18 protein-coding genes are annotated in these 19422 nt (G+C 50.1%); 9 read left to right on the top strand and 9 right to left on the bottom strand.

What is annotated here, in order from left to right; translation table 11 throughout:
* Positions 1-165 precede the first annotated feature (165 nt).
* A complete protein-coding gene (gene dcuS / locus TOLA_RS12980; protein WP_015879594.1) occupies positions 166-1776 on the top strand; it encodes a DcuS/MalK family sensor histidine kinase in 1611 nt (536 codons plus the stop codon).
* Positions 1777-1847: 71 nt separating this feature from the next.
* Here the strand turns inward: dcuS and argR are convergent, their stop codons facing one another.
* Positions 1848-2318 carry a transcriptional regulator ArgR gene (gene argR, locus TOLA_RS12975; protein ID WP_015879593.1) on the bottom strand — a complete coding sequence of 157 codons (471 nt, stop codon included), beginning with the start codon at positions 2316-2318 and terminating at the stop codon, positions 1848-1850.
* A gap of 294 nt (positions 2319-2612) precedes the next feature.
* Between argR and mdh the strand changes: the two genes are divergently transcribed.
* Entirely contained in the window at positions 2613-3602 is a 990-nt protein-coding gene (gene mdh, locus TOLA_RS12970; protein ID WP_015879592.1) for a malate dehydrogenase, read from the top strand.
* Positions 3603-3869: 267 nt separating this feature from the next.
* On the opposite strand, the gene TOLA_RS12965 is transcribed toward mdh, so the two are convergent.
* The gene (locus TOLA_RS12965; protein ID WP_015879591.1) at positions 3870-4340 is read right to left on the bottom strand and encodes an NfeD family protein; all 471 of its coding nucleotides are present in this window, start codon (positions 4338-4340) and stop codon (positions 3870-3872) included.
* Between the two features lie 2 nt (positions 4341-4342).
* Positions 4343-5263 (bottom strand): SPFH domain-containing protein, encoded by a 921-nt coding sequence (locus TOLA_RS12960; protein WP_015879590.1) that lies wholly within the window; start codon positions 5261-5263, stop codon positions 4343-4345.
* A 307-nt stretch (positions 5264-5570) separates the two neighbouring features.
* Between TOLA_RS12960 and cysG the strand changes: the two genes are divergently transcribed.
* The 4 genes from cysG (at position 5571) to cysC (ending at position 10208) form a co-directional block, all read left to right on the top strand.
* A complete protein-coding gene (cysG, locus tag TOLA_RS12955; protein ID WP_015879589.1) occupies positions 5571-6977 on the top strand; it encodes a siroheme synthase CysG in 1407 nt (468 codons plus the stop codon).
* A gap of 53 nt (positions 6978-7030) precedes the next feature.
* Positions 7031-7939: a sulfate adenylyltransferase subunit CysD gene (gene cysD, locus TOLA_RS12950; RefSeq protein ID WP_041609899.1), complete on the top strand. Its 909-nt coding sequence runs from the start codon at positions 7031-7033 to the stop codon at positions 7937-7939.
* Between the two features lie 39 nt (positions 7940-7978).
* A complete protein-coding gene (gene cysN, locus TOLA_RS12945) occupies positions 7979-9397 on the top strand; it encodes a sulfate adenylyltransferase subunit CysN (RefSeq protein WP_015879587.1) in 1419 nt (472 codons plus the stop codon).
* Positions 9398-9611: 214 nt separating this feature from the next.
* Entirely contained in the window at positions 9612-10208 is a 597-nt protein-coding gene (gene cysC, locus TOLA_RS12940) for an adenylyl-sulfate kinase (RefSeq protein WP_015879586.1), read from the top strand.
* Between the two features lie 328 nt (positions 10209-10536).
* Here cysC and ppa read toward each other — a convergent pair whose 3' ends face one another.
* Positions 10537-11070: an inorganic diphosphatase gene (gene ppa, locus TOLA_RS12935; RefSeq protein ID WP_015879584.1), complete on the bottom strand. Its 534-nt coding sequence runs from the start codon at positions 11068-11070 to the stop codon at positions 10537-10539.
* Between the two features lie 159 nt (positions 11071-11229).
* Here ppa and mpl point away from each other — a divergent pair, with 159 nt between their 5' ends.
* Together mpl and TOLA_RS12925 are read left to right on the top strand one after the other, a co-directional pair.
* The gene (gene mpl / locus TOLA_RS12930) at positions 11230-12600 is read left to right on the top strand and encodes a UDP-N-acetylmuramate:L-alanyl-gamma-D-glutamyl-meso-diaminopimelate ligase (protein ID WP_015879583.1); all 1371 of its coding nucleotides are present in this window, start codon (positions 11230-11232) and stop codon (positions 12598-12600) included.
* Between the two features lie 2 nt (positions 12601-12602).
* Entirely contained in the window at positions 12603-13205 is a 603-nt protein-coding gene (locus TOLA_RS12925) for a flavin prenyltransferase UbiX (protein WP_015879582.1), read from the top strand.
* A gap of 85 nt (positions 13206-13290) precedes the next feature.
* On the opposite strand, the gene TOLA_RS12920 is transcribed toward TOLA_RS12925, so the two are convergent.
* Complete coding sequence (locus tag TOLA_RS12920) at positions 13291-13791, bottom strand: DUF6515 family protein (RefSeq protein ID WP_015879581.1); 501 nt, start codon at positions 13789-13791, stop codon at positions 13291-13293.
* A gap of 120 nt (positions 13792-13911) precedes the next feature.
* Between TOLA_RS12920 and TOLA_RS12915 the strand changes: the two genes are divergently transcribed.
* Positions 13912-14394: a GNAT family N-acetyltransferase gene (locus TOLA_RS12915; protein WP_015879580.1), complete on the top strand. Its 483-nt coding sequence runs from the start codon at positions 13912-13914 to the stop codon at positions 14392-14394.
* 1 nt (position 14395) lies between these two features.
* On the opposite strand, the gene modF is transcribed toward TOLA_RS12915, so the two are convergent.
* The 4 genes from modF to dusB form a co-directional block, all read right to left on the bottom strand.
* Positions 14396-15847 (bottom strand): molybdate ABC transporter ATP-binding protein ModF, encoded by a 1452-nt coding sequence (gene modF, locus TOLA_RS12910; protein WP_015879579.1) that lies wholly within the window; start codon positions 15845-15847, stop codon positions 14396-14398.
* Positions 15848-15986: 139 nt separating this feature from the next.
* Entirely contained in the window at positions 15987-17609 is a 1623-nt protein-coding gene (locus tag TOLA_RS12905; protein WP_015879578.1) for a phosphoethanolamine transferase family protein, read from the bottom strand.
* A 379-nt stretch (positions 17610-17988) separates the two neighbouring features.
* Positions 17989-18288: a DNA-binding transcriptional regulator Fis gene (fis, locus tag TOLA_RS12900; protein ID WP_015879577.1), complete on the bottom strand. Its 300-nt coding sequence runs from the start codon at positions 18286-18288 to the stop codon at positions 17989-17991.
* Between the two features lie 18 nt (positions 18289-18306).
* Positions 18307-19275: a tRNA dihydrouridine synthase DusB gene (dusB, locus tag TOLA_RS12895; RefSeq protein ID WP_015879576.1), complete on the bottom strand. Its 969-nt coding sequence runs from the start codon at positions 19273-19275 to the stop codon at positions 18307-18309.
* Positions 19276-19422: the final 147 nt, after the last annotated feature.

Genomic DNA, 19422 nt, shown 5'->3' with positions numbered 1-19422 from the left:
GGATTTTTTTAACTAAGCCTCGCCGAAGTTGCTTCTCCGTATCGTCTTGCTGAATATTCGTAAAATTCAGCTGGAGTTGTTCACGGTTTCTCATTATTTTCCGTATCTTCATGTTCACTATTTTAGCGAACCATCCGGTTTGTCTCTCTGAAAGGAGTAGCGTTGGTGCTCGGACTGTCTTCTCCTCTGAAACTTCGTACCCGAATTACTTTGCTTGTTTGTACCGTGATTGCACTGGTTTTACTGGTGGTGCATGCCATATTTGTCACGCAATCGACGGCGCTCAGTAAAAACAGTCTGGAAGAAAAGGCCCGGGGCGTGGCCCGTACACTGACCGAAACACCTTTTGTCGGTGCGGCGCTCACTATTCCGGAACAGCAGCAAGCCTTGCAGGGCTATATCGAATCGGTACGCAAGCGGAATGAACTGCTGTTTATTGTGGTGATGGACATGGATGCGATCCGTCATACACATCCTGATCCCAAAATGATAGGTCTGCGTTTTCAGGGGGGGGATCAGATAAAAGCTCTGCACGGAGAGGAATACATTTCAGAAGCGAAAGGCACACTGGGTAATTCAGTGCGTGTGATTAGCCCGCTCTATCATAATGGCCGACAGGTTGGGGCCATCGCGGTAGGGATCTCGACCGCTAAAGTAGAGGCGATTATCTCGGCCAACCTCCTGTTTGCTTATCTGGCGTTGTTATTTGGCGGATTGGTCGGCGCGGTAGGTGCGTTTTATCTGGCCCGTAAAATCAAAGCGATCATGTTTGGCCTGGAACCCTCCGAAATCGCCAGTTTACTGGAGCAACGCAGTGCGATGTTGCAATCGATTCGTGAGGGTGTGATTGCCGTCAATGCGCAGTCTGAAATTACGCTGATCAATGATGAGGCAAAACGTCTGTTACGGCTGAGCGGTTCGTCCGATGAACTGCTGCAGGAGCAGGGCAGTAAAAACTGGCCGAAGCGTCTGCATTTACAAGAAGTACTGCAGACGGGCGTTGCTCAGTATGATGAAGAACTGAAGTTTAACGGGCTGGTTTTGCTGAGCAGTAGTGTACCGGTGCGGGTGAACGGAACGATCGTCGGGGCTGTCATGTCGTTCCGTGACAAAACAGAGGTCAGTCAGCTGGTTCAACGCCTCAGCGGCATGTCGAATTATGCGGAAGCGCTGCGTATGCAGGCGCACGAGTTTATGAACAAGTTGCAAGTCATTCTGGGCATGGTGAATATCCGGGCTTTTGAGCAGCTGGAACATTACATCATGGGGATTGCAGGGCAATATCACAGTGATGTCGGTGCATTGATCCGTCAAATTAAAGACCCGGTCATTGCCGGATTTCTGCTGGGTAAAATCAACCGGGCGCGTGAAGCGGGAATTACAGTGATCGTCACCGAGGATAGTTTCCTGCCAGAATCCAGCCAGCTGGATCAGCCTCATGCTCTGGTGACGATTCTCGGCAATCTGCTGGAAAATGCCATTGATGCTCTGGAAGGCGTCCCGGATCCGACCATCACGGTGGCACTGGATTACGAAGAGGGTTCCCTGTTTTGTGTTGTCAAAGATAACGGGAAGGGTATTCCACCGGAAGTGATCCCCCATATTTTCGAGCGCGGTTTTTCCACCAAGGGAACACAGCGGGGGCTGGGTCTCTATCTGGTCAAACAAAGTCTGGCAAAGCTGGAAGACAGTTCGATTGAATGCCGGAACAACCCGGACCGGGGTGCCAGCTTTATCGTGACCCTGCCTTATGCCGGCAAGGAGACGGAATCGTGACTCTGGTATTCACGGTTGATAAAAGGTTCCTTCCCCCTTCTTTCATTCAGAACGGGGAAGGGCGCAGGCTTCTAACCCGTATGTTCGAACAGTTCCAGCACCGAGTCGTACAACTCATCAATATCTGATTCTGCGGTCGGGGTGATGAAGATCGTGTCATCCCCGGCGATGGTGCCGAGAATTCCTTCTGCTTTACCTAATGAATCCAGCATCCGGGCAATCAGTTGTGCTGCGCCCGGCGTAGTATGGATCACCAGGATCACGCCATTGTGATCCACATCCAGCACCAGATTCTTCAGCGGGCTGTTGATGGTCGGGATCCCCAGTTCGACGGGCAGACAGTAGACCATTTCCATTTTGGCGTTACGGGTACGCACTGCGCCAAACCGGCTCAGCATGCGGGAGACCTTGGACTGGTTGATATTCTCAAAACCGATTTCGTTCAGTGCAGTCACTATTTCGGCTTGTGAGCCGAACCGCTCTTCCCGCAACAAGGCCTTGAAAGCCTTAACTAGTTGTTCCTGTTTTTCGCCGGGTTTCATGTAAAATCCGAGATGAATCGTTGATAAAAACAATTTTGCAGTCTGGCTGCATATATTTCAACGATTGCTGCATAAAAATTGATATTCAAATAAAGGATCTGTGCCGCAGTTTGCATTCGCTGATATGTAAAAATGGCATAAGAAGCGAGTTAAACGATTCAGTCCGAAATAATAAAGAGTGAAACGCAGCTCACACTTCATAAGCGTGCGCTTGGTGGAGGCATAACTTTCTACTATTTTCAGATAAGGATTAGCTGATAACTACCATCACAACAATAAAATTTGGAGCTTGCTATGAAAATAACTGTTCTCGGTGCTGCTGGTGGTATAGGCCAAGCCTTGTCTTTATTATTGAAAATGAAATTGCCTGCAGGATTTAAACTGGCATTGTATGACGTGGCGCCGGTGGCTCCGGGTATTGCAGTTGATTTGAGTCATATTCCTACTGATGTTGCCGTGAAAGGGTTTACCGGTGACGATCTTCCCAAAGCACTGGAAGCCAGTAATGTGGTGGTGATTTGTGCCGGAATTGCGCGTAAGCCGGGCATGCACCGGGCTGATCTGTTCAAGTTTAATGCCGGAGTGACCCGCGATCTGATTTCTGCCGGAGCGGCTATCTGTCCGAATGCCTGTTTCTGCATTATCACCAATCCGGTGAACAGCATGGTGCCGATAGCGGCGGAAGTGCTGAAAAAAGCCGGGGTGTATAACCCGCAGAAACTGTTTGGTGTCACCATGCTGGATGTGATCCGGGCAGAAACGTTCGTTGCGAATTTTTTAGGTCGGGCTGCAGGTACAATCCGGGTCAATGTGATTGGTGGTCACAGTGGCAAAACCATTCTGCCGGTGATGTCGCAGGTGGGTGGCTTTGAATTTACTGACGAAGAAGCGGCTGCCCTGGTCCGCCACATTCAGGATGCCGGTACCGAGGTGGTAGATGCGAAAGCGGGGAATGGTTCTGCCACGCTGGCGATGGCGGCTGCGGGATACCGCTTCATTAACGCGGTAGTCCGTGGGCTGATGGAAGAAGAGAACGTGATCGAGTGCGCCTATGTGGAAGGTGGCAGTCAGCACAGCCGGTTCTTCTCACAGCCGATGCGTCTGGGTAAAGAGGGCTGGTACAAGGTATTGCCGTATGGTCCGCTGACTCAGGCAGAAAAAGATTCACTGGATCTGATGCTGCCAACGTTACGTGATGAAATCCGGATGGGTGAGGACTTTGTGCTGAAGCCCGAGCTGTTTCAGGATCAACCGGCAGAAGCCGGGAAAGCGGAAAAAAACTAGTCGTTATAAATTGATACAAAGGGAGCGCTGGCTCCCTTTTTGCTCTAAGCCAGTTCATGTCAGGCCAGAGAATAACCGCGTTGTGTGCGCTTAATGCTTGATGTCATAACACTCTCCTGATGAGTTATCGGAAAGTGTCAACCATATATAGGACGGGTCAACCCCATTTTTAAGAGGGTTATTGTTTTTCTTCTTTTAGCCTATCAGCTTTATTCCGTCGGGCCTAATAACTGATCCCGGCCGGCAAGGGAGCCATGGCTCCCTTGTCTAATGGTGAACTGGTAATGCTTTGACGATCAGTGTTGTTCCTTCGGCAGCAACGACTTTGACCGCAGTGCCTGCCGGTAATGTTTCGCTGGATAACACGCCCCAGACAGTATCTTCAATTCTTACCCGGCTTTTCCCCAGTTTGACATCTTCCAGCAGCGTGGTTTGTGCACCGATACAGCGAGTGGTGCGTTGATTCAGCGCTTTTACTTCAGTTGTTGGTTTATCTTGTTTGTTAAGCCGAAACCAGAACCAGGTCGTGATGATGCTGAAAACCGCAAACAGACTCCACTGAGCAAACAGTCCCGGTTCGAAAACAAAAACCATTAACGCGGTCAGCAGGGCGGATATGCCGGTCCAGAGTAACAGACCGGCCGTACCGAACAGTTCCAGCAGTAATAATACCGCGCCCAAAATCAGCCAGTGCCAGTAACTCCAGTCAGACAATGACAACCATGCCCAGCTATGCATAATTACCCCTTCTTCGGAGAGATCTCATTAAGCAGTTGACTGATCCCACCGATCGAACCAATCAGCTGTGAGGCTTCCAGCGGCATCAAGACCAGCTTACTGTTTTGCCCATCACCAATTTTAGCCAGCGCTTCAGTATATTTTTGTGCGATAAAATAATTGATGGCCTGGGTGTTGCCGTTAGCTATCGCATCAGAAACCAGCTGAGTGGCTTTGGCTTCCGCTTCTGCCTGACGTTCACGTGCTTCCGAGGCGAGGAAGGCAGCCTGACGTTCACCTTCCGCTTTCAGGATCTGTGACTGTTTTTCCCCTTCCGCCTTCAGAATTTTAGATTGCCGGATCCCTTCCGCTTCCAGGATTTCCGCGCGTTTCTGACGTTCAGCTTTCATCTGAGCATTCATCGCCTCGATCAGATCCTGTGGTGGCCGCACGTCTTTAATTTCGATACGGGTCACCTTCACACCCCAGGGGCTGGTGGCGGCATCGACGGTGACCAGCAGTTTTTCATTGATGGTGTCACGTTGCGACAACATATGATCCAGTTCCATGGCACCTAATACGGTACGGATGTTGGTCATCGTCAGATTCTTGATTGCGGACATCAGATCATTCACTTCATAAGCGGCTTTATGCGCTTCGACCACCTGAATAAATGTCACGGCATCAATGGTCACATTCGCGTTATCACGGGAAATGATTTCCTGCGGCGGAATGTCCATCACCTGTTCCATCATATTGATCTTGCGACCAATGCGATCAACAAAAGGCACAATCAGGTTCAGCCCGGGTGAAAGCGTCGTGGTATAGCGTCCGAATCGTTCCACTGTCCAGTTATAGCCCTGAGGCACAACCTTGATTACGGAACCGAGTGACACCAATACCAGCACAATAAAAATAACGAGTAGCGGTAAACTTAAATCCATCACAATCTCCCTGAAGTCGCTTTCTGATTATATTTTTTCACTTACAATCAAAAGTATAGAACATTCGCGTGACAGGACGTATTGATATGAACAGGAAAGCTGTATGACTGTGGGTTCGCCTTGTCTGGCAAAAGCCTTACCAGAACCCCAATAATGAGCGAAAATATCATTCAAAATATCTCTTTATTTTCTATATCAAAAAACCAGATAAGCATATTACTTTTTAGCTATAGAAAGTGCCTTTTTATTATTTTACATCTACCAATTACATCTCTATATTCATATTCCAGAAATAGAAGGAGTCAACATGGATTATCTTCCGCTGTTTGCCAGATTAAATAATCGCGCCGTCCTACTGGTTGGTGGTGGTGATATCGCCCTGCGAAAAGCGCGTTTGTTGCTGGATGCCGGCGCCAATCTGACAGTGGTTGCTCCTTCACTGCACGAAGAGCTGACGGAATTACTGGTTGGGCATACTTATATCCCATCCCGTTTTACTGCGGCGTATCTGAATGACCAGATGCTGGTCATTGCGGCGACCGATGATGAAGAAGTGAATGCAGAAGTAGCTGCGGCAGCGGATGCGGCCAATATCTGGGTAAACGTGGTCGATGATCCGGACCGCTCCAGCTTTATTTTCCCGTCGATTATCGACCGCTCTCCCATCATGGTGGCGGTATCAAGCGGCGGAAAAGCGCCGGTACTGGTGCGCATGCTGCGTGAACGTCTGGAAGCGTTATTGCCGAAACATCTGGGTGCGTTAGCCAATTTATCCGGTGAATGGCGTAACCAGATCAAACAAAAACTCGGTGACATTACCTCCCGTCGCCGTTTCTGGGAGAAAGCCTTTGCCTCACCGCAACTGGCCACCTTGCTGGAAACTGAACAACATGATTCTGCTGAACAGTGGATGGCTGATCAGTTACAGGCAGATGATTACGCCGGTGGCGAAATTGTGCTGGTGGGGGCAGGTCCGGGCGATGCCGGTCTGCTGACACTGAAAGGGCTGCAACAGATCCAGCAAGCCGAAGTGGTGCTGTATGACCAGCTGGTATCGCCGGAAGTGCTGAATCTGGTGCGTCGCGATGCGGAACGTATCAGCGTGGGTAAAAAAGCGGGCCACCACAGTGTGCCGCAACATGAAATCAATGAATTGTTATTAAGCCATGCCCGCGCTGGTAAACGCGTGGTTCGTCTGAAAGGCGGTGACCCGTTTATGTTCGGGCGAGGTGCTGAAGAGCTGCAGGCCGCGCGGGCAGAAGGTATTCCGTTCTCGGTAGTACCGGGCATTACAGCGGCTGCAGGGGCAACCGCTTACGCAGGTATCCCGCTGACCCACCGTGACAGCGCGCAGAGTGCGGTGTTTATCACCGGGCATTGCAAACAGGATGGTGAAGAGCCGGACTGGGCGGCACTGGCTGCCAGCAACCAGACACTGGTGATTTACATGGGCCTGATTGGTTCCCCAGCTATTACTGAGCGGCTGATTGCGCATGGCCGTCGTCCGGAGACCCCGGTCGCCCTGATTGAACGCGGTACTACCGTCAGACAACGCGTGTTGCGCGGTACGCTGCAGGAGTTACCTGAACTGGCCAAAGATGCACACAGCCCGTCACTGATTGTGATTGGCGAGGTTGCCGCACTGGCCGACACATTAAGCTGGTTTGGCGGTGACACTGCCTCCGGCAAAGAACATTTGATCAATCTTGCCTGATAAAAGTCTGCATGGTCAGGCAGGGCGGAAAAAGGAGTAGTAATCATATGCAACTGGACATCGAGCGCTTAACCCATTTGAAGCAGTTGGAAGCGGAAAGCATCCATATCATCCGTGAAGTGGCCGCCGAGTTTCAGAATCCGGTGATGCTCTACTCCATTGGTAAAGATTCATCCGTCATGCTGCATCTGGCACGTAAAGCTTTTTATCCGGGCACCTTGCCGTTCCCGCTGCTGCACGTCGATACCAACTGGAAGTTCCGTGACATGATCAAATTCCGCGATGAAACCGTGAAGAAGTTTGGTCTGGAACTGCTGGTACATAAAAACCCGGATGGCCTGGCGATGGACATTAACCCGTTCGTGCATGGCAGTGCCAAACACACCGACATCATGAAAACCGAAGGTCTGAAACAGGCACTGAACCAGTATGGTTTCGATGCTGCTTTCGGCGGTGCCCGTCGTGATGAAGAGAAATCACGTGCGAAAGAGCGTGTGTATTCCTTCCGCGATAAAAACCATGCCTGGGATCCGAAAAATCAGCGTCCGGAACTGTGGCGTCTGTATAACGGTCAGGTGAATAAAGGCGAGAGCATCCGTGTGTTCCCGTTGTCTAACTGGACCGAACTGGATATCTGGCAATATATCTATCTGGAAAACATCGAAATCGTACCGTTGTACTTCGCTGCCAAACGTCCGGTTGTGGAACGTGATGGCGTGAAGATCATGGTGGACGATGATCGTATGCAGCTTAATCCGGGTGAAACCCCGTCCATGGAATCCGTGCGTTTCCGTACCTTGGGTTGTTACCCGCTGACCGGTGCCATTGATTCCGAAGCCTCCACACTGCCGGAAATCATCGAAGAGATGTTGGTTTCCACCACCAGTGAACGTCAGGGGCGTCTGATCGACAGCGATCAGGCCGGCTCAATGGAGCAGAAGAAACGTCAGGGTTATTTCTAAGGCGTCGGGTTATTACTACGGATTAAGGAACAGAACATTATGAACAGCACCATTGCCGAAGCGATCAAAGAAGAAGGTATTGAGAACTACCTGAAAAATCAGCAGCACAAGAGCCTGTTGCGTTTCCTCACCTGCGGTAGCGTGGATGACGGTAAAAGCACCCTGATCGGCCGTCTGTTGCACGATTCCCGTCAGGTGTATGAAGATCAGCTGAAAACGCTGCATTCTGACAGTCAGAAGATCGGTACCACCGGTGAGAAACTCGATTTCGCCCTGCTGGTGGATGGTCTGCAGGCGGAGCGTGAGCAGGGCATCACCATTGATGTGGCTTACCGTTATTTCTCGACGCCCAAACGTAAATTTATCATTGCTGATACGCCAGGCCATGAGCAATACACCCGTAACATGGCGACCGGTGCTTCCACCTGTGATCTGGCGATCATCCTGATCGATGCGCGTCGCGGTGTATTGGAGCAGACCCGTCGTCACAGCTTTATCGCCAGCCTGCTGGGGATCCGTCAGTTCATCGTGGCGGTCAACAAAATGGATCTGGTGAACTTCGATGAGAAGGTCTTCGACAGTATCAAAAAAGAGTATCTGGAATTTGCTTCCGGCTTACCGAAAACCGATATCCGCGTGGTACCAATCTCGGCACTGGACGGCGAAAATCTGGTGGTAAACAGTGAACTGACGCCATGGTATCAGGGCGAGCCACTGCTGACCATGCTGGAAAATGCCGAAGTCGGCACGCGTGATCTGGATCTGCCGTTCCGTATGCCGGTACAGCTGGTGTCTCGTCCTAACCTCGATTTCCGTGGTTACATGGGCACAGTGGCTGCGGGCGTGGTTAAACCAGGTGATGTGGTAAAAGTATTACCGTCAGGTAAAGAGAGCAAAGTTAAACGTATTGTCACTTTCGATGGTGATCTGGATTACGCCCTGCCGGGTGAGGCCGTAACCATCACACTGGAAGATGAAATCGACATCAGCCGTGGTGATCTGCTGGTCGCACCGGATGCGGAAACGCAGGTGACACAGCACGTGCTGGCCAATGTGGTGTGGATGACGGAAGAGCCATTGCAGGCGAATCGTCAGTACGATATCAAGCTGGCAACCCGTAAAACCCGCGGTCATGTTGATGCGATCCGTCACCGTATTGATGTGAATACGCTGGAAAAACATGATGCCACCGAGCTGAAACTGAACGAAATCGGTTTGCTGGAATTGTCGCTGACCAATGCCGTTGGTGTTGATCCTTACAACACTGTGCGTGATACCGGTAGCTTTATCATTATCGATCGCCTGAGCAATGTGACGATTGGTGCCGGCATGGTAGTGGAAGCGTTAGCCGGAAAAACAGCCGGTAAAGCCGAGTTCAGCGAGTTTGAACTGGAGTTCAATGCGCTGGTGCGTAAACACTTCCCGCACTGGCAGGCGCTGGATATCAGCAAGCTGTAATTTGCTTATCAGAGGTAACCTGCAGGTTACCTCTTTGTATATTTAAGACCTTCAGACTTAGTCGGCCAATGGGATCCATGCCGCCAACACGCCGTAAATCCATCCTTGGAGGCTCCGCTGCGCCATCCATGGCGCAGAGGGTTGGCTACATGGATCCCATCGTCCTCTGTCCATTTTGGTGAGTCATAATTTCAGCATTCAGGATGTGTCACTAATGAATAAAGATATCGTCTGGCATCAGCATGACATCAATAAAGCCGCCCGTGCAGAGCAAAAAGGGCATAAAGCTTTTCTGTTGTGGTTCACCGGTTTATCCGGTTCCGGCAAATCAACCATTGCCGGGGCACTGGAGCAGGAACTGTTTCGTCGTGGCGTACATACCTATCTGTTAGATGGCGACAATGTCCGTCATGGCTTATGTAAAGGTTTAGGTTTTACCACAGCGGATCGTCAGGAAAACCTGCGTCGCGTGGGCGAGGCGGCCAAACTGATGGTCGATGCCGGTCTGGTGGTATTAGCCGCTTTTGTTTCGCCTTACCGGGCTGATCGTGATGCGATCCGTGCCTTGCTGCCGGAAGGTGAGTTTGTGGAAGTGTTTGTTGATACGCCATTAGCTGAGTGTGAACAGCGCGATCCGAAAGGTTTATATAAAAAAGCGCGGGCAGGGGAGATCAAACATTTTACCGGTATTGATGATCCCTATGAGGCCCCTGTACAGCCGGAAGTACATATCCACAATCATGACCGTTCTGTTGAAGAAGTTGTTGCCGAGGTGTTAGCAAAATTACAGGCCCGTGAACTGTTGTCTTAATCGTTCGGAAACCAGCTGAAACGATTTAACTGAGCTGTGAGTCAGATCAGGTATTAACAATAGTCATATTAACTGTACGGATAGAGTTAACAAAATTGTTATGCTATTGTTAACCGGTAGGCCAGCTGCGAGGTCTGCGAGGATGTAGCATAATGAAAAATGACAACAAGATGCCGAAAACAAAGTTACTCGTTTTGCTGCTGGTGTATATCGCGCTGGTAATCGGGTTAGCGGTTTATCTGTATTCGTAACAACACATGATAATCAGAAGGGTCTTCAGATCCTGAGACAAAAAAGCCATGCTAAGCATGGCTTTTTGTTTTAACAATTATTTACTTTCTTCGTAACGAACAACAGAAGCCTGGATTTCAGCGATGGCTTCAGCTTTGTCGCCCCAGCCTTCTACTTTAACCCATTTACCGTGTTCCAGTTCTTTATAACGCTCGAAGAAATGGCGGATCTGACCTTTCAGCAATTCTGGCAGTTCATGCACGTCATTAATATGATCATACAGTTTAGTCAGTTTGGTGTGCGGAACAGCAACCAGTTTGGCATCCTGACCAGCTTCATCGCTCATTTTCAGTACGCCAACCGGACGGCAGCGGATCACTGAACCTGGCACCAATGGGTATGGAGTCGGCACCAGCACGTCAACAGGATCACCATCCAGAGACAGAGTGTTGTTGATGTAACCGTAGTTGCATGGGTAGAACATTGGGGTCGACATGAAACGGTCTACAAAGATGGCACCAGACGCTTTGTCGATTTCATATTTGATTGGATCTGCGTTTTGTGGGATCTCAATAACTACATAGATATCTTCCGGCAGATCTTTGCCAGCTGGAACCAGATTCAAGCTCATGGCGTTTCCCTTTATTAATTAAGTAATCGGAGGTTGCGGGGGCTTATTATAACGGGCTCAGGATAAATCGCTACCAACCAGCACTGCAGAGTGATAGCACAAAGTTGATTGCTTCATTAGAATCAGATCTTTAGTTTTCTTAAATTCAGGTAATCCTGTATGCATATTCACATTCTGGGCATCTGCGGCACCTTTATGGGCGGCATTGCAGTGCTGGCGAAACAGCAGGGTCACAAAGTGACTGGTTCTGATCTTAACGTCTATCCTCCGATGAGCACCCAGTTAGAAGAGCAGGGTATTGAACTGGTGCAGGGCTACGATCCGTCGCAACTCAATCCGGCACCCGATATGGTGGTGATCGGGAATGCGATGAGCCGCGGTAATCCCTGTGTGGAATATGTTCTGGATCGCAATCTGCCTTACACCTCTGGCCCCGAGTGGTTGCGCGATAACGTGTTACAACAGCGCTGGGTTATCGGTGTTGCCGGCACCCATGGCAAAACCACCACCGCCAGCATGGTAGCGTGGATCCTGGAACATGCCGGTCTGGAACCCGGATTCCTGATCGGTGGCGTACCGGGTAATTTCCCGTTTTCTGCCCGTTTAGGTAAAGCGCCGTTTTTCGTGATCGAAGCGGATGAATATGATTGTGCGTTTTTCGATAAACGTTCCAAGTTTGTTCATTACCGTCCGCGTACGTTGATCATGAACAATCTGGAATACGATCATGCCGATATTTTCCCTGATCTGGCATCCATCCAACGGCAATTCCATCATCTGGTCCGTACTGTGCCGTCCAATGGCCGCATCCTGATGCCCGCACATGATCCGGCGTTGGCGGAAGTGCGTACTATGGGCTGCTGGAGCGAAGTTGAGCTGGTGGAAGGTGACGGTGCTAACTGGCAGGCTAAACTGTTAAAAGAAGATGGTTCTGCTTTTGTCGTGCTGCTGAATGGTGAAGTGCAGGGTGAAGTTCACTGGAGCGGTCTGGGCCGACACAGTGTGCACAATGGCCTGATGGCGATTGCTGCCGCCCGTCACGCCGGGGTGCGTACTGCAGACGGTATTGCCGCACTGAGCGAATTCGTGATGCCGAAACGCCGCATGGAGTTACGCGGTGAGGTAGCGGGTATCAAAGTTTACGATGACTTTGCCCATCACCCGACCGCCATTGCGACCACCATCGCGGGATTGCGGGCCAACGTGGGTACCGCCCGTATTCTGGCCGTGCTGGAGCCCCGCTCTAATACCATGAAAATGGGTGTACACCAGGGTGAGCTGATCAAGAGTCTGGTACAGGCGGATAAAGCGTATATGTTTGCACCAACCGGGCTGGGCTGGGATATTCACCAGTTGGCACAGAAAGCGCCGATCCCAACTACGGTTCAGCATGATATTAATCATCTGGTCGATATGCTGGTGGCGGAAGCCAAATCCGGTGATCAGATATTAGTCATGAGTAACGGCGGCTTCGATGGCATACACAGCAAACTGCTGGAAAAATTAACCAAACGGTATTCTCAGGAGTAAACATGACACAGGCGATCACGTTAGCCATTACCGGCGCATCCGGGGCCATCTATGGTGTTCGTCTGCTGGAGCAATTACTTCAGGCTGGCTGTCAGGTGCATCTGCTGATGTCATCGGCAGCCAGAGTCGTGCTGACTACCGAACTGGATCTGATATGGCCGCCTGAACCGCTGGCCTGTCAGCAATATTTAATACGGCACTATGGCTGTGATGAAAATCAGCTGCGTGTTTACGGACGTGATGACTGGTTTTCACCGGTCGCATCCGGTTCTGCGGCCCCGAAGCAGATGGTGATCTGCCCCTGCTCAATGGGTACCTTAGCGGCCATTACACATGGCCTGTCGGATAATCTGATTGAACGTGCGGCTGATGTCGTGCTGAAAGAGCGCGGTCATTTGCTGCTGGTGCCCCGCGAAACACCGTACTCTGCGATTCATCTGGAGAATATGCTGAAGCTCACTCAGCTGGGGGCAACAATATTGCCTGCTTCTCCCGGCTTCTATCATAAGCCGGCCAGTATCGATGAACTGGTTAACTTTATGGTGGCCCGCATTCTGGATCATCTGCAAATACAGCAATCCATCTCTCCGCGCTGGGCGCAATAACGGTTCTTTTTATGCTGTATTGCAGAGAACCGTTATTGGCTGGCCTGGCTCAGCGTGATCTGAGATTTGCATACAACAGCGCCGATTAATAACTGGGTGGTGCAACTTCCAGATACTGGCCATCTGGTGTGCGACGGTAAAATCGTCCGTTCTGCGTATAATAACGGCTGCCATTCACATCAATGACATTCATGACTGAGCCGGTATTCGCGATGGTTGTGGTCGTTGCCCCATTATTAATAATGGTGACATTGCTGCTGGCCGGTGCCTGGACCTGTTCATAGGCGCCGCCATGCATGCGGTACCAGAGCTCATTCAGTACAAAATAAGTCACCCCGGCAGCAATGACGGTTTTGTATCCCGGTGGCATGATGTTGTAACGAGCCGGAGCATGGGCATAAACGGGTCCCGGATAGACACGAACAGGCCCCGGGTAATAAACCCGGCCATGATCCCGGTGACGATGGTGGTGTTCTCTGCGGTCATCATCATCTCCCCGACCGTCAAAATGAGGTCTGGCCTGGGCCTGCGTCAGGGGTAACAGCGCAGCAACCATAAACAACGATATGATCCGACGGTATTTCATAGAAGCTCTCCAAATCGCCTTTTGGCAGATTCACATTAAGTATAAATCGTCACAAATTTATGTGAAATGTATGGCAAATTGTGTCAACTTCAAAAACAGAATTTGTTCTGAGGATAAGTCATGTTAACCATAGTAACTGCCGATTATTATAATCAACAACAGATGTCGGATCTGCTGTTATTGCTGGATCTTTATGCGCAGGACCCAATGGGTGGCGCCGAACCACTGTCTGCTGAATGTCGTCAGCAACTACCGCAAATGTTACAACAGTGCTCTGCAGCCATCTCGTTGCTCGCTTATCAGGATGGCCAGCCGGCAGGGCTACTGAATGCCTTCCAGACAGTATCTACCTTCGCTGCCCGTCCGCTGATTAATGTGCATGATCTGGCTGTAGTCCCGGCATTCCGGGGGCAGGGGATCGCGACCTCGTTATTACAGCATGTGGAGCAAATCGCCCGTGAACGCGATTGCTGTAAGCTGACGCTGGAAGTGCTCTCAGGCAATCAGACTGCGCAACAAACTTATCTGCGTTGCGGCTTTGCCGGATACGAACTCGATCCGGCACAAGGTCACGCATTATTCTGGCAGAAAAAGCTCGTCTGACTTATAGACGGGTTTGTTCATAGTCATAGCCATCATTCGCTTTGGCAATAAATTGCAGGCGGTGCGTCATGCACTGCGGGACATCTTCCGCATGATGCGAAACATACAGCAACTGGCTTTTGCTATGTGCTACCAGCCGATCAATATACTGCAGGACCAGATGCCGGTTCAGACTATCCAGCCCTTGTAAGGGCTCATCAAGGATCAACAGCGGCGGATGCTTGACCATCGCCCGGGCAATTAAAAGCAGGCGTTGCTGACCGTAAGAGAGCTGGAGAAATGAGGTTTGCTCCAGTTTCTCCATCCCGAGTAATTTCAGCCATTGCCGGGCCAGCGCCAGCTCCTGATCGCCGGGTTGCTGATATAGCCCGATAGAGTCATAAAAACCGGAAAGAATGACCGTCAGCGGTGTTCCGGCGACACGGTAAGACATATGCAGGGCAGGGCTGACTATGCCCATTTTCTGTTTTATGTCCCAGATACTTTCACCCGATCCCCGCCGCTTACCAAATAACGTCACATGGTTACTATAACATTGCGGATGATCACCGGTGATAAGGTGCAGCAATGTGGTTTTCCCGCAGCCGTTCGGACCGGCGATATGCCAGTGTTCGCCACGATTAATCTGCCAGCTCAGCTCATGCAATATGGTGCGCTCACCATAACTGACGTTTATCTGCTGCAGGTCAATAATCGGATCGCTGAGTTCAGGACTGGCAGATGATTGCAATGGTGGCGGTAAGATGACTTTCTGCTCTGAAGCACAGTGCAGCAATTGCTGCGTTAGCGGATCGGCAAAGAACGCATTCCGGTTATGTAATTCCGTAAACTGGCAATCCAGTATCCAACCCATTTTTTGCGCAAATGACGGGATTTCATCCAGGCGATTAACAATCAGCGCCAGTGCCATGCCACTTTGCAGTAACTGCTCTAATATGGTCATCAGCCGGGCGCGGGCCTGCACATCCAGCCCATCAAACGGTTCATCCAGAATCAGCAACTGCGGTTTTGACATCAGTGCCTGCGCCAGCAGCACTTTGCGACCTTCTCCGCTGGATAACGCGGTAAATGATTGTTCCAGCAGATGGGTAATACCAAATTGTTGCGCCAGCTCGCGGCAATAAGCTTCATCATTCCGGTTGAGCTGAATAATCGCGGCAGTGGTCGTGGCTATCTCTTCTTCCGCACTCAGCATATCGGTATTGATCCGCTGCCACTCATCGTCATACAGCTTGAGCTGCTTTTCAAAAGAGACCAGCTCTGAGCGACAGTCAAAAACACATGCTCCGGATTCAGCCATTATTTCCTGATTCAGTGCACGCGCCATCACGGTCTTGCCGCTACCGTTGTTACCGATGACGGTACAACACTCGCCGGGGGATAGCTGAAAATCAGTAATAGTCAGTTTTTTATGCGTACTAATGGGAAAGACTGCGTTGCGGATAGTTAACATAGATGGTTCCCGGGAAGATTAAGTGCGCCCGTTAGAGATAAGAGATGAACAAGATAAAAATCCGCGGAAGACTGCGCAAGTACTTTTCTGCATTATTCCTGCTGATAGCAGGACCGTTATTTTTACCAACCTGACAGTTTTAACGCAGTGCCGTACGTGACGGAGCATTAGAACGAGAAACAAAGGGATCCTGCGGTAGTTTATTGTAATCCACCCGATTCGGAGTGAAGTTGGTGACATAGGCAGGCGGAGCCGGTTGCTCCGAAATGAAGTGATATTTAGGCACAACTTCCCGGCTGCGGATCCCGCTCCATTCAGCAAACAATGACATGAAATCGTTAGCTGAACGCACCGTCTTGATCACACGCTGGTGAGTATCCCCGCTGGAAGTAATAAACATCGGCACTTGATAGTTTTGCTGATACTGGTCGTTGTGTGACAAGTATTCAGACTGCGAACCACGCTCGTTGAAGGCTAAGCCATGATCGGAAAAATAGATCATCGAAAAATCCTTGCCACTGTTTTGCAACTGCTGGTGCAGCGAGGCCAGAAAACTGTCGGTCTGTGTGATGCTGTGCAGGTAGCAGGAGACTTCTTCGTTATTCACAAACGTCGCATACTGATGATGGGTACGTTCACAGGCTTTCGGATGAGATCCGATCAGATGATAAACAATCAGCTTGGGTGCTTCGGAGTTTTCGCTCAGCGCATCATTGGTAAATTTCAAAAGGTCCGTGTCCTGGGTATCCTGCGAAAAGAAATTACCGTTTTTCAGAAAATGGACGTTATCTGCCCGCTTGGCGATGCTGGCGATAGCAGTATCGTAATTTCCCAGCTGTCCTTGGTTAGAGAACCAGTAGGTATGGAATCCGGCGCGTTTTGCCAGTGTGACAATATTATTCTGGTATTGAGGCTGTTCATCCTTTCCAACCAGCGTCAGCGTCAGCCCCAAAGATTGCTGGGTTGATGAAGCTGCAGACAGATAATTCTGGAACAGTACGCCGTTCACATGGCTAACGAAAGGGGTGTTATCCCACTGGCCGCCAAATGCGCCCATGGCATCACGCCGAACACTTTCGCCTATCACCACCACATACACCTGATGCGCAGGTTTTACGGCAATGACATGCCAGTTATCCTGCAAGGTGGCCAGATCCTGCATACGCTGGTGTTCGGCATTCACGGTCATATTAATCAAGGTGATGTCTTTTACAAAACGGAACACCGGATAGCTGGCATTCAGCAAAGAAAACGTGCCTTCGGTATAAAAAACTTTCAGCGGTACCACCAGCGAGATAACCAAAAACACTGTCAACAACGAAGAATGATGACCTGACCAACGCGGGAAAAGTCGGACCGGGCGCTTCAGCAGCAGCAAGGCAAACCCCAGAATCCCCAAGGAAACCAGATAGTACCAGAGAGGGAAAACCCGCAGTATCTCACCAGCCTCTCCCGGGTTGGAAGAGTAAAGTGAAAGAATGCTATTGAAGTTCGGGGCTCCGTAAGTACGGCCAAACGGGAAATAACAGGCAGCTACCAGAGAGCTGACAATCAGTATGTATTTGAATGCGCGCCAAGACAGCCTTTTCAGCAAACATAAGAAGCAAAAGAAACCCACCGCATCCAGCACATGCAATTCGTAGCCAAGCGAAATATTAATCAGCAAGGCCAGCAGGAACAAAATTCCTGAGTGCCAGCTCAAAAATTCCTGTACACGGGAATAAGAGACAACCTGTCGTAAGGTTAAGTTTATAAAATTCATCTGATTTTCTGGATGGAGTGTGAACGATATACATGACTGCCGCGCAGCTTATGCTAAGAAGCCCTGGAGCGGAGCCTTTATTCCTGTGACGCAGTATACAAAATGAAGTTTTTATGACAATAAAATGACAAGAAGATCGTTCATGACAGAAAAATGTGGGCAATACGGCCCATATTGATCTTTTTTACCCGGCAAATGGAGCGAGAAGGCATTTCAAGATTAGGGTATGGCCTCATGGTTTTTGTTGGGATTAGTATGGCGTTTTTTTGAAAATCGGACTCAATTAGAGTGACAAGCTTGATGATGTATCACTGAAATGAAAAAAGGCGTAAACCAATAAGGAAAACGCCTTTTATTTCAATGAATTAGCGAAGAGCTACTAGTTCATGCCGTATTTTTTCAGTTTCTTGCGCAGTGTACCGCGGTTGATACCCATCATGATTGCAGCTCGGGTCTGATTACCACGGGTGTACTGCATGATAATGTCGAGCATTGGTGCTTCAACTTCACTCAGAACCATATCGTACAGTTCAGCGACGTCCTGGCCGTTTAATTGAGCCAGATAGTTACGTAAAGCCTGTTGTACGGAGTCACGCAATGGACGCTGAACAGGTTGATGAGTTTGTGCGTGAGTGACGGTGGTTACCAGTGCCTCAGAAGTCAGGGTTTGATCCAACATAATTTTTTCTGCTCTTCATTATGCAATTGCGTTACTAAAAAACAGTTCCAATGCGTCAAGTTGCTCTTCAGCACTTGTCAGCGCATTGAAACCTCTGCGGAAATGCTTTGCTGACCCATATCTCTCCAGATACCAGGCAACATGTTTTCTGGCAAAACGCACTCCTTTGTATTCGCCGTAGAACTGATGCAAAGCTGCAACATGTTCCAGCACTATGATTCTGACCGCATCCCATTCCGGCGATGGCAGATCTGAACCGTGCGTCAGGAAATGGCGAATGCGGCTAAACAACCAGGGTTGTCCTTGTGCAGCTCGCCCAATCATGATGGCATCGGCACCGGTGTACTCCAGTACAGCCTGCGCTTTCTGAGGAGTATCGATATCTCCGTTAGCAACCACAGGAATAGAGATATGCTGTTTTATAGCCCGGATCGTATCGTATTCCGCCTGACCATTGAATAAACACGCACGGGTACGCCCGTGAACAGTCAGTGCCTGAACACCACAGGATTCAGCTATTTCAGCAATTTCCAGCCCATTGCGATGTTCCGTATCCCATCCGGTTCTAATCTTCAGGGTGACAGGAACATCCACAGCAGCTACTACGGTTTGCAGGATCTCGCGCACCAGCGCGGGGTCTTGCAGCAGGGCTGAACCGGCCAAACGACGATTAATCTTTTTGGCGGGACACCCCATATTGATATCGACAATCTGTGCCCCTTCGGAGACAGAGCGGCGGGCGGCATCAGCCATCCATTCCGGTTCTGAACCCACGATCTGCACAGCGCGTATGCCCGGCTCATCAGCCAAATACATTCGCTTAAGCGATTTATCGGTATCCCAGGTATCCGGGTTTGCCGACATCATCTCAGAGACCGCCATACCGGCTCCCATTCGCAGACACAACTGCCTGAAGGGCTGGTCTGAAACACCGGCCATCGGTGCAACGATCACCGGGGCTGGTAACGAATAAGGTCCAATTTGCATGACGTTCGCACCCTAAGCTTGAGGGCGCGTATCTTACGGCTTTTTCACCACGCTGAAAAGGTTAGAAATTGAGCGTAGAGTGAAAAAAATGCTTGTATTTTCTGATGAAAATCCTTGCCAAATCGTTTCGCTAACAAGATCAGATAA

The sequence above is a fragment of the Tolumonas auensis DSM 9187 genome (assembly GCF_000023065.1).
In the GTDB taxonomy this organism is placed as follows: domain Bacteria; phylum Pseudomonadota; class Gammaproteobacteria; order Enterobacterales; family Aeromonadaceae; genus Tolumonas; species Tolumonas auensis.
This window is presented reverse-complemented; position numbering and strand designations above follow the sequence as displayed.

Coding starts and splice junctions, on each gene's coding strand:
- TOLA_RS12915 (WP_015879580.1), top strand. CDS start 13,912: ATGTTAACCATAGTAACTGCCGATTATTATAATCAACAACAGATGTCG.
- cysN (WP_015879587.1), top strand. CDS start 7,979: ATGAACAGCACCATTGCCGAAGCGATCAAAGAAGAAGGTATTGAGAAC.
- cysG (WP_015879589.1), top strand. CDS start 5,571: ATGGATTATCTTCCGCTGTTTGCCAGATTAAATAATCGCGCCGTCCTA.
- TOLA_RS12920 (WP_015879581.1), bottom strand. CDS start 13,791: ATGAAATACCGTCGGATCATATCGTTGTTTATGGTTGCTGCGCTGTTA.
- fis (WP_015879577.1), bottom strand. CDS start 18,288: ATGTTGGATCAAACCCTGACTTCTGAGGCACTGGTAACCACCGTCACT.
- TOLA_RS12905 (WP_015879578.1), bottom strand. CDS start 17,609: ATGAATTTTATAAACTTAACCTTACGACAGGTTGTCTCTTATTCCCGT.
- TOLA_RS12960 (WP_015879590.1), bottom strand. CDS start 5,263: ATGGATTTAAGTTTACCGCTACTCGTTATTTTTATTGTGCTGGTATTG.
- TOLA_RS12925 (WP_015879582.1), top strand. CDS start 12,603: ATGACACAGGCGATCACGTTAGCCATTACCGGCGCATCCGGGGCCATC.
- cysC (WP_015879586.1), top strand. CDS start 9,612: ATGAATAAAGATATCGTCTGGCATCAGCATGACATCAATAAAGCCGCC.
- dusB (WP_015879576.1), bottom strand. CDS start 19,275: ATGCAAATTGGACCTTATTCGTTACCAGCCCCGGTGATCGTTGCACCG.
- mpl (WP_015879583.1), top strand. CDS start 11,230: ATGCATATTCACATTCTGGGCATCTGCGGCACCTTTATGGGCGGCATT.
- modF (WP_015879579.1), bottom strand. CDS start 15,847: ATGTTAACTATCCGCAACGCAGTCTTTCCCATTAGTACGCATAAAAAA.
- TOLA_RS12965 (WP_015879591.1), bottom strand. CDS start 4,340: ATGCATAGCTGGGCATGGTTGTCATTGTCTGACTGGAGTTACTGGCAC.
- ppa (WP_015879584.1), bottom strand. CDS start 11,070: ATGAGCTTGAATCTGGTTCCAGCTGGCAAAGATCTGCCGGAAGATATC.
- mdh (WP_015879592.1), top strand. CDS start 2,613: ATGAAAATAACTGTTCTCGGTGCTGCTGGTGGTATAGGCCAAGCCTTG.
- argR (WP_015879593.1), bottom strand. CDS start 2,318: ATGAAACCCGGCGAAAAACAGGAACAACTAGTTAAGGCTTTCAAGGCC.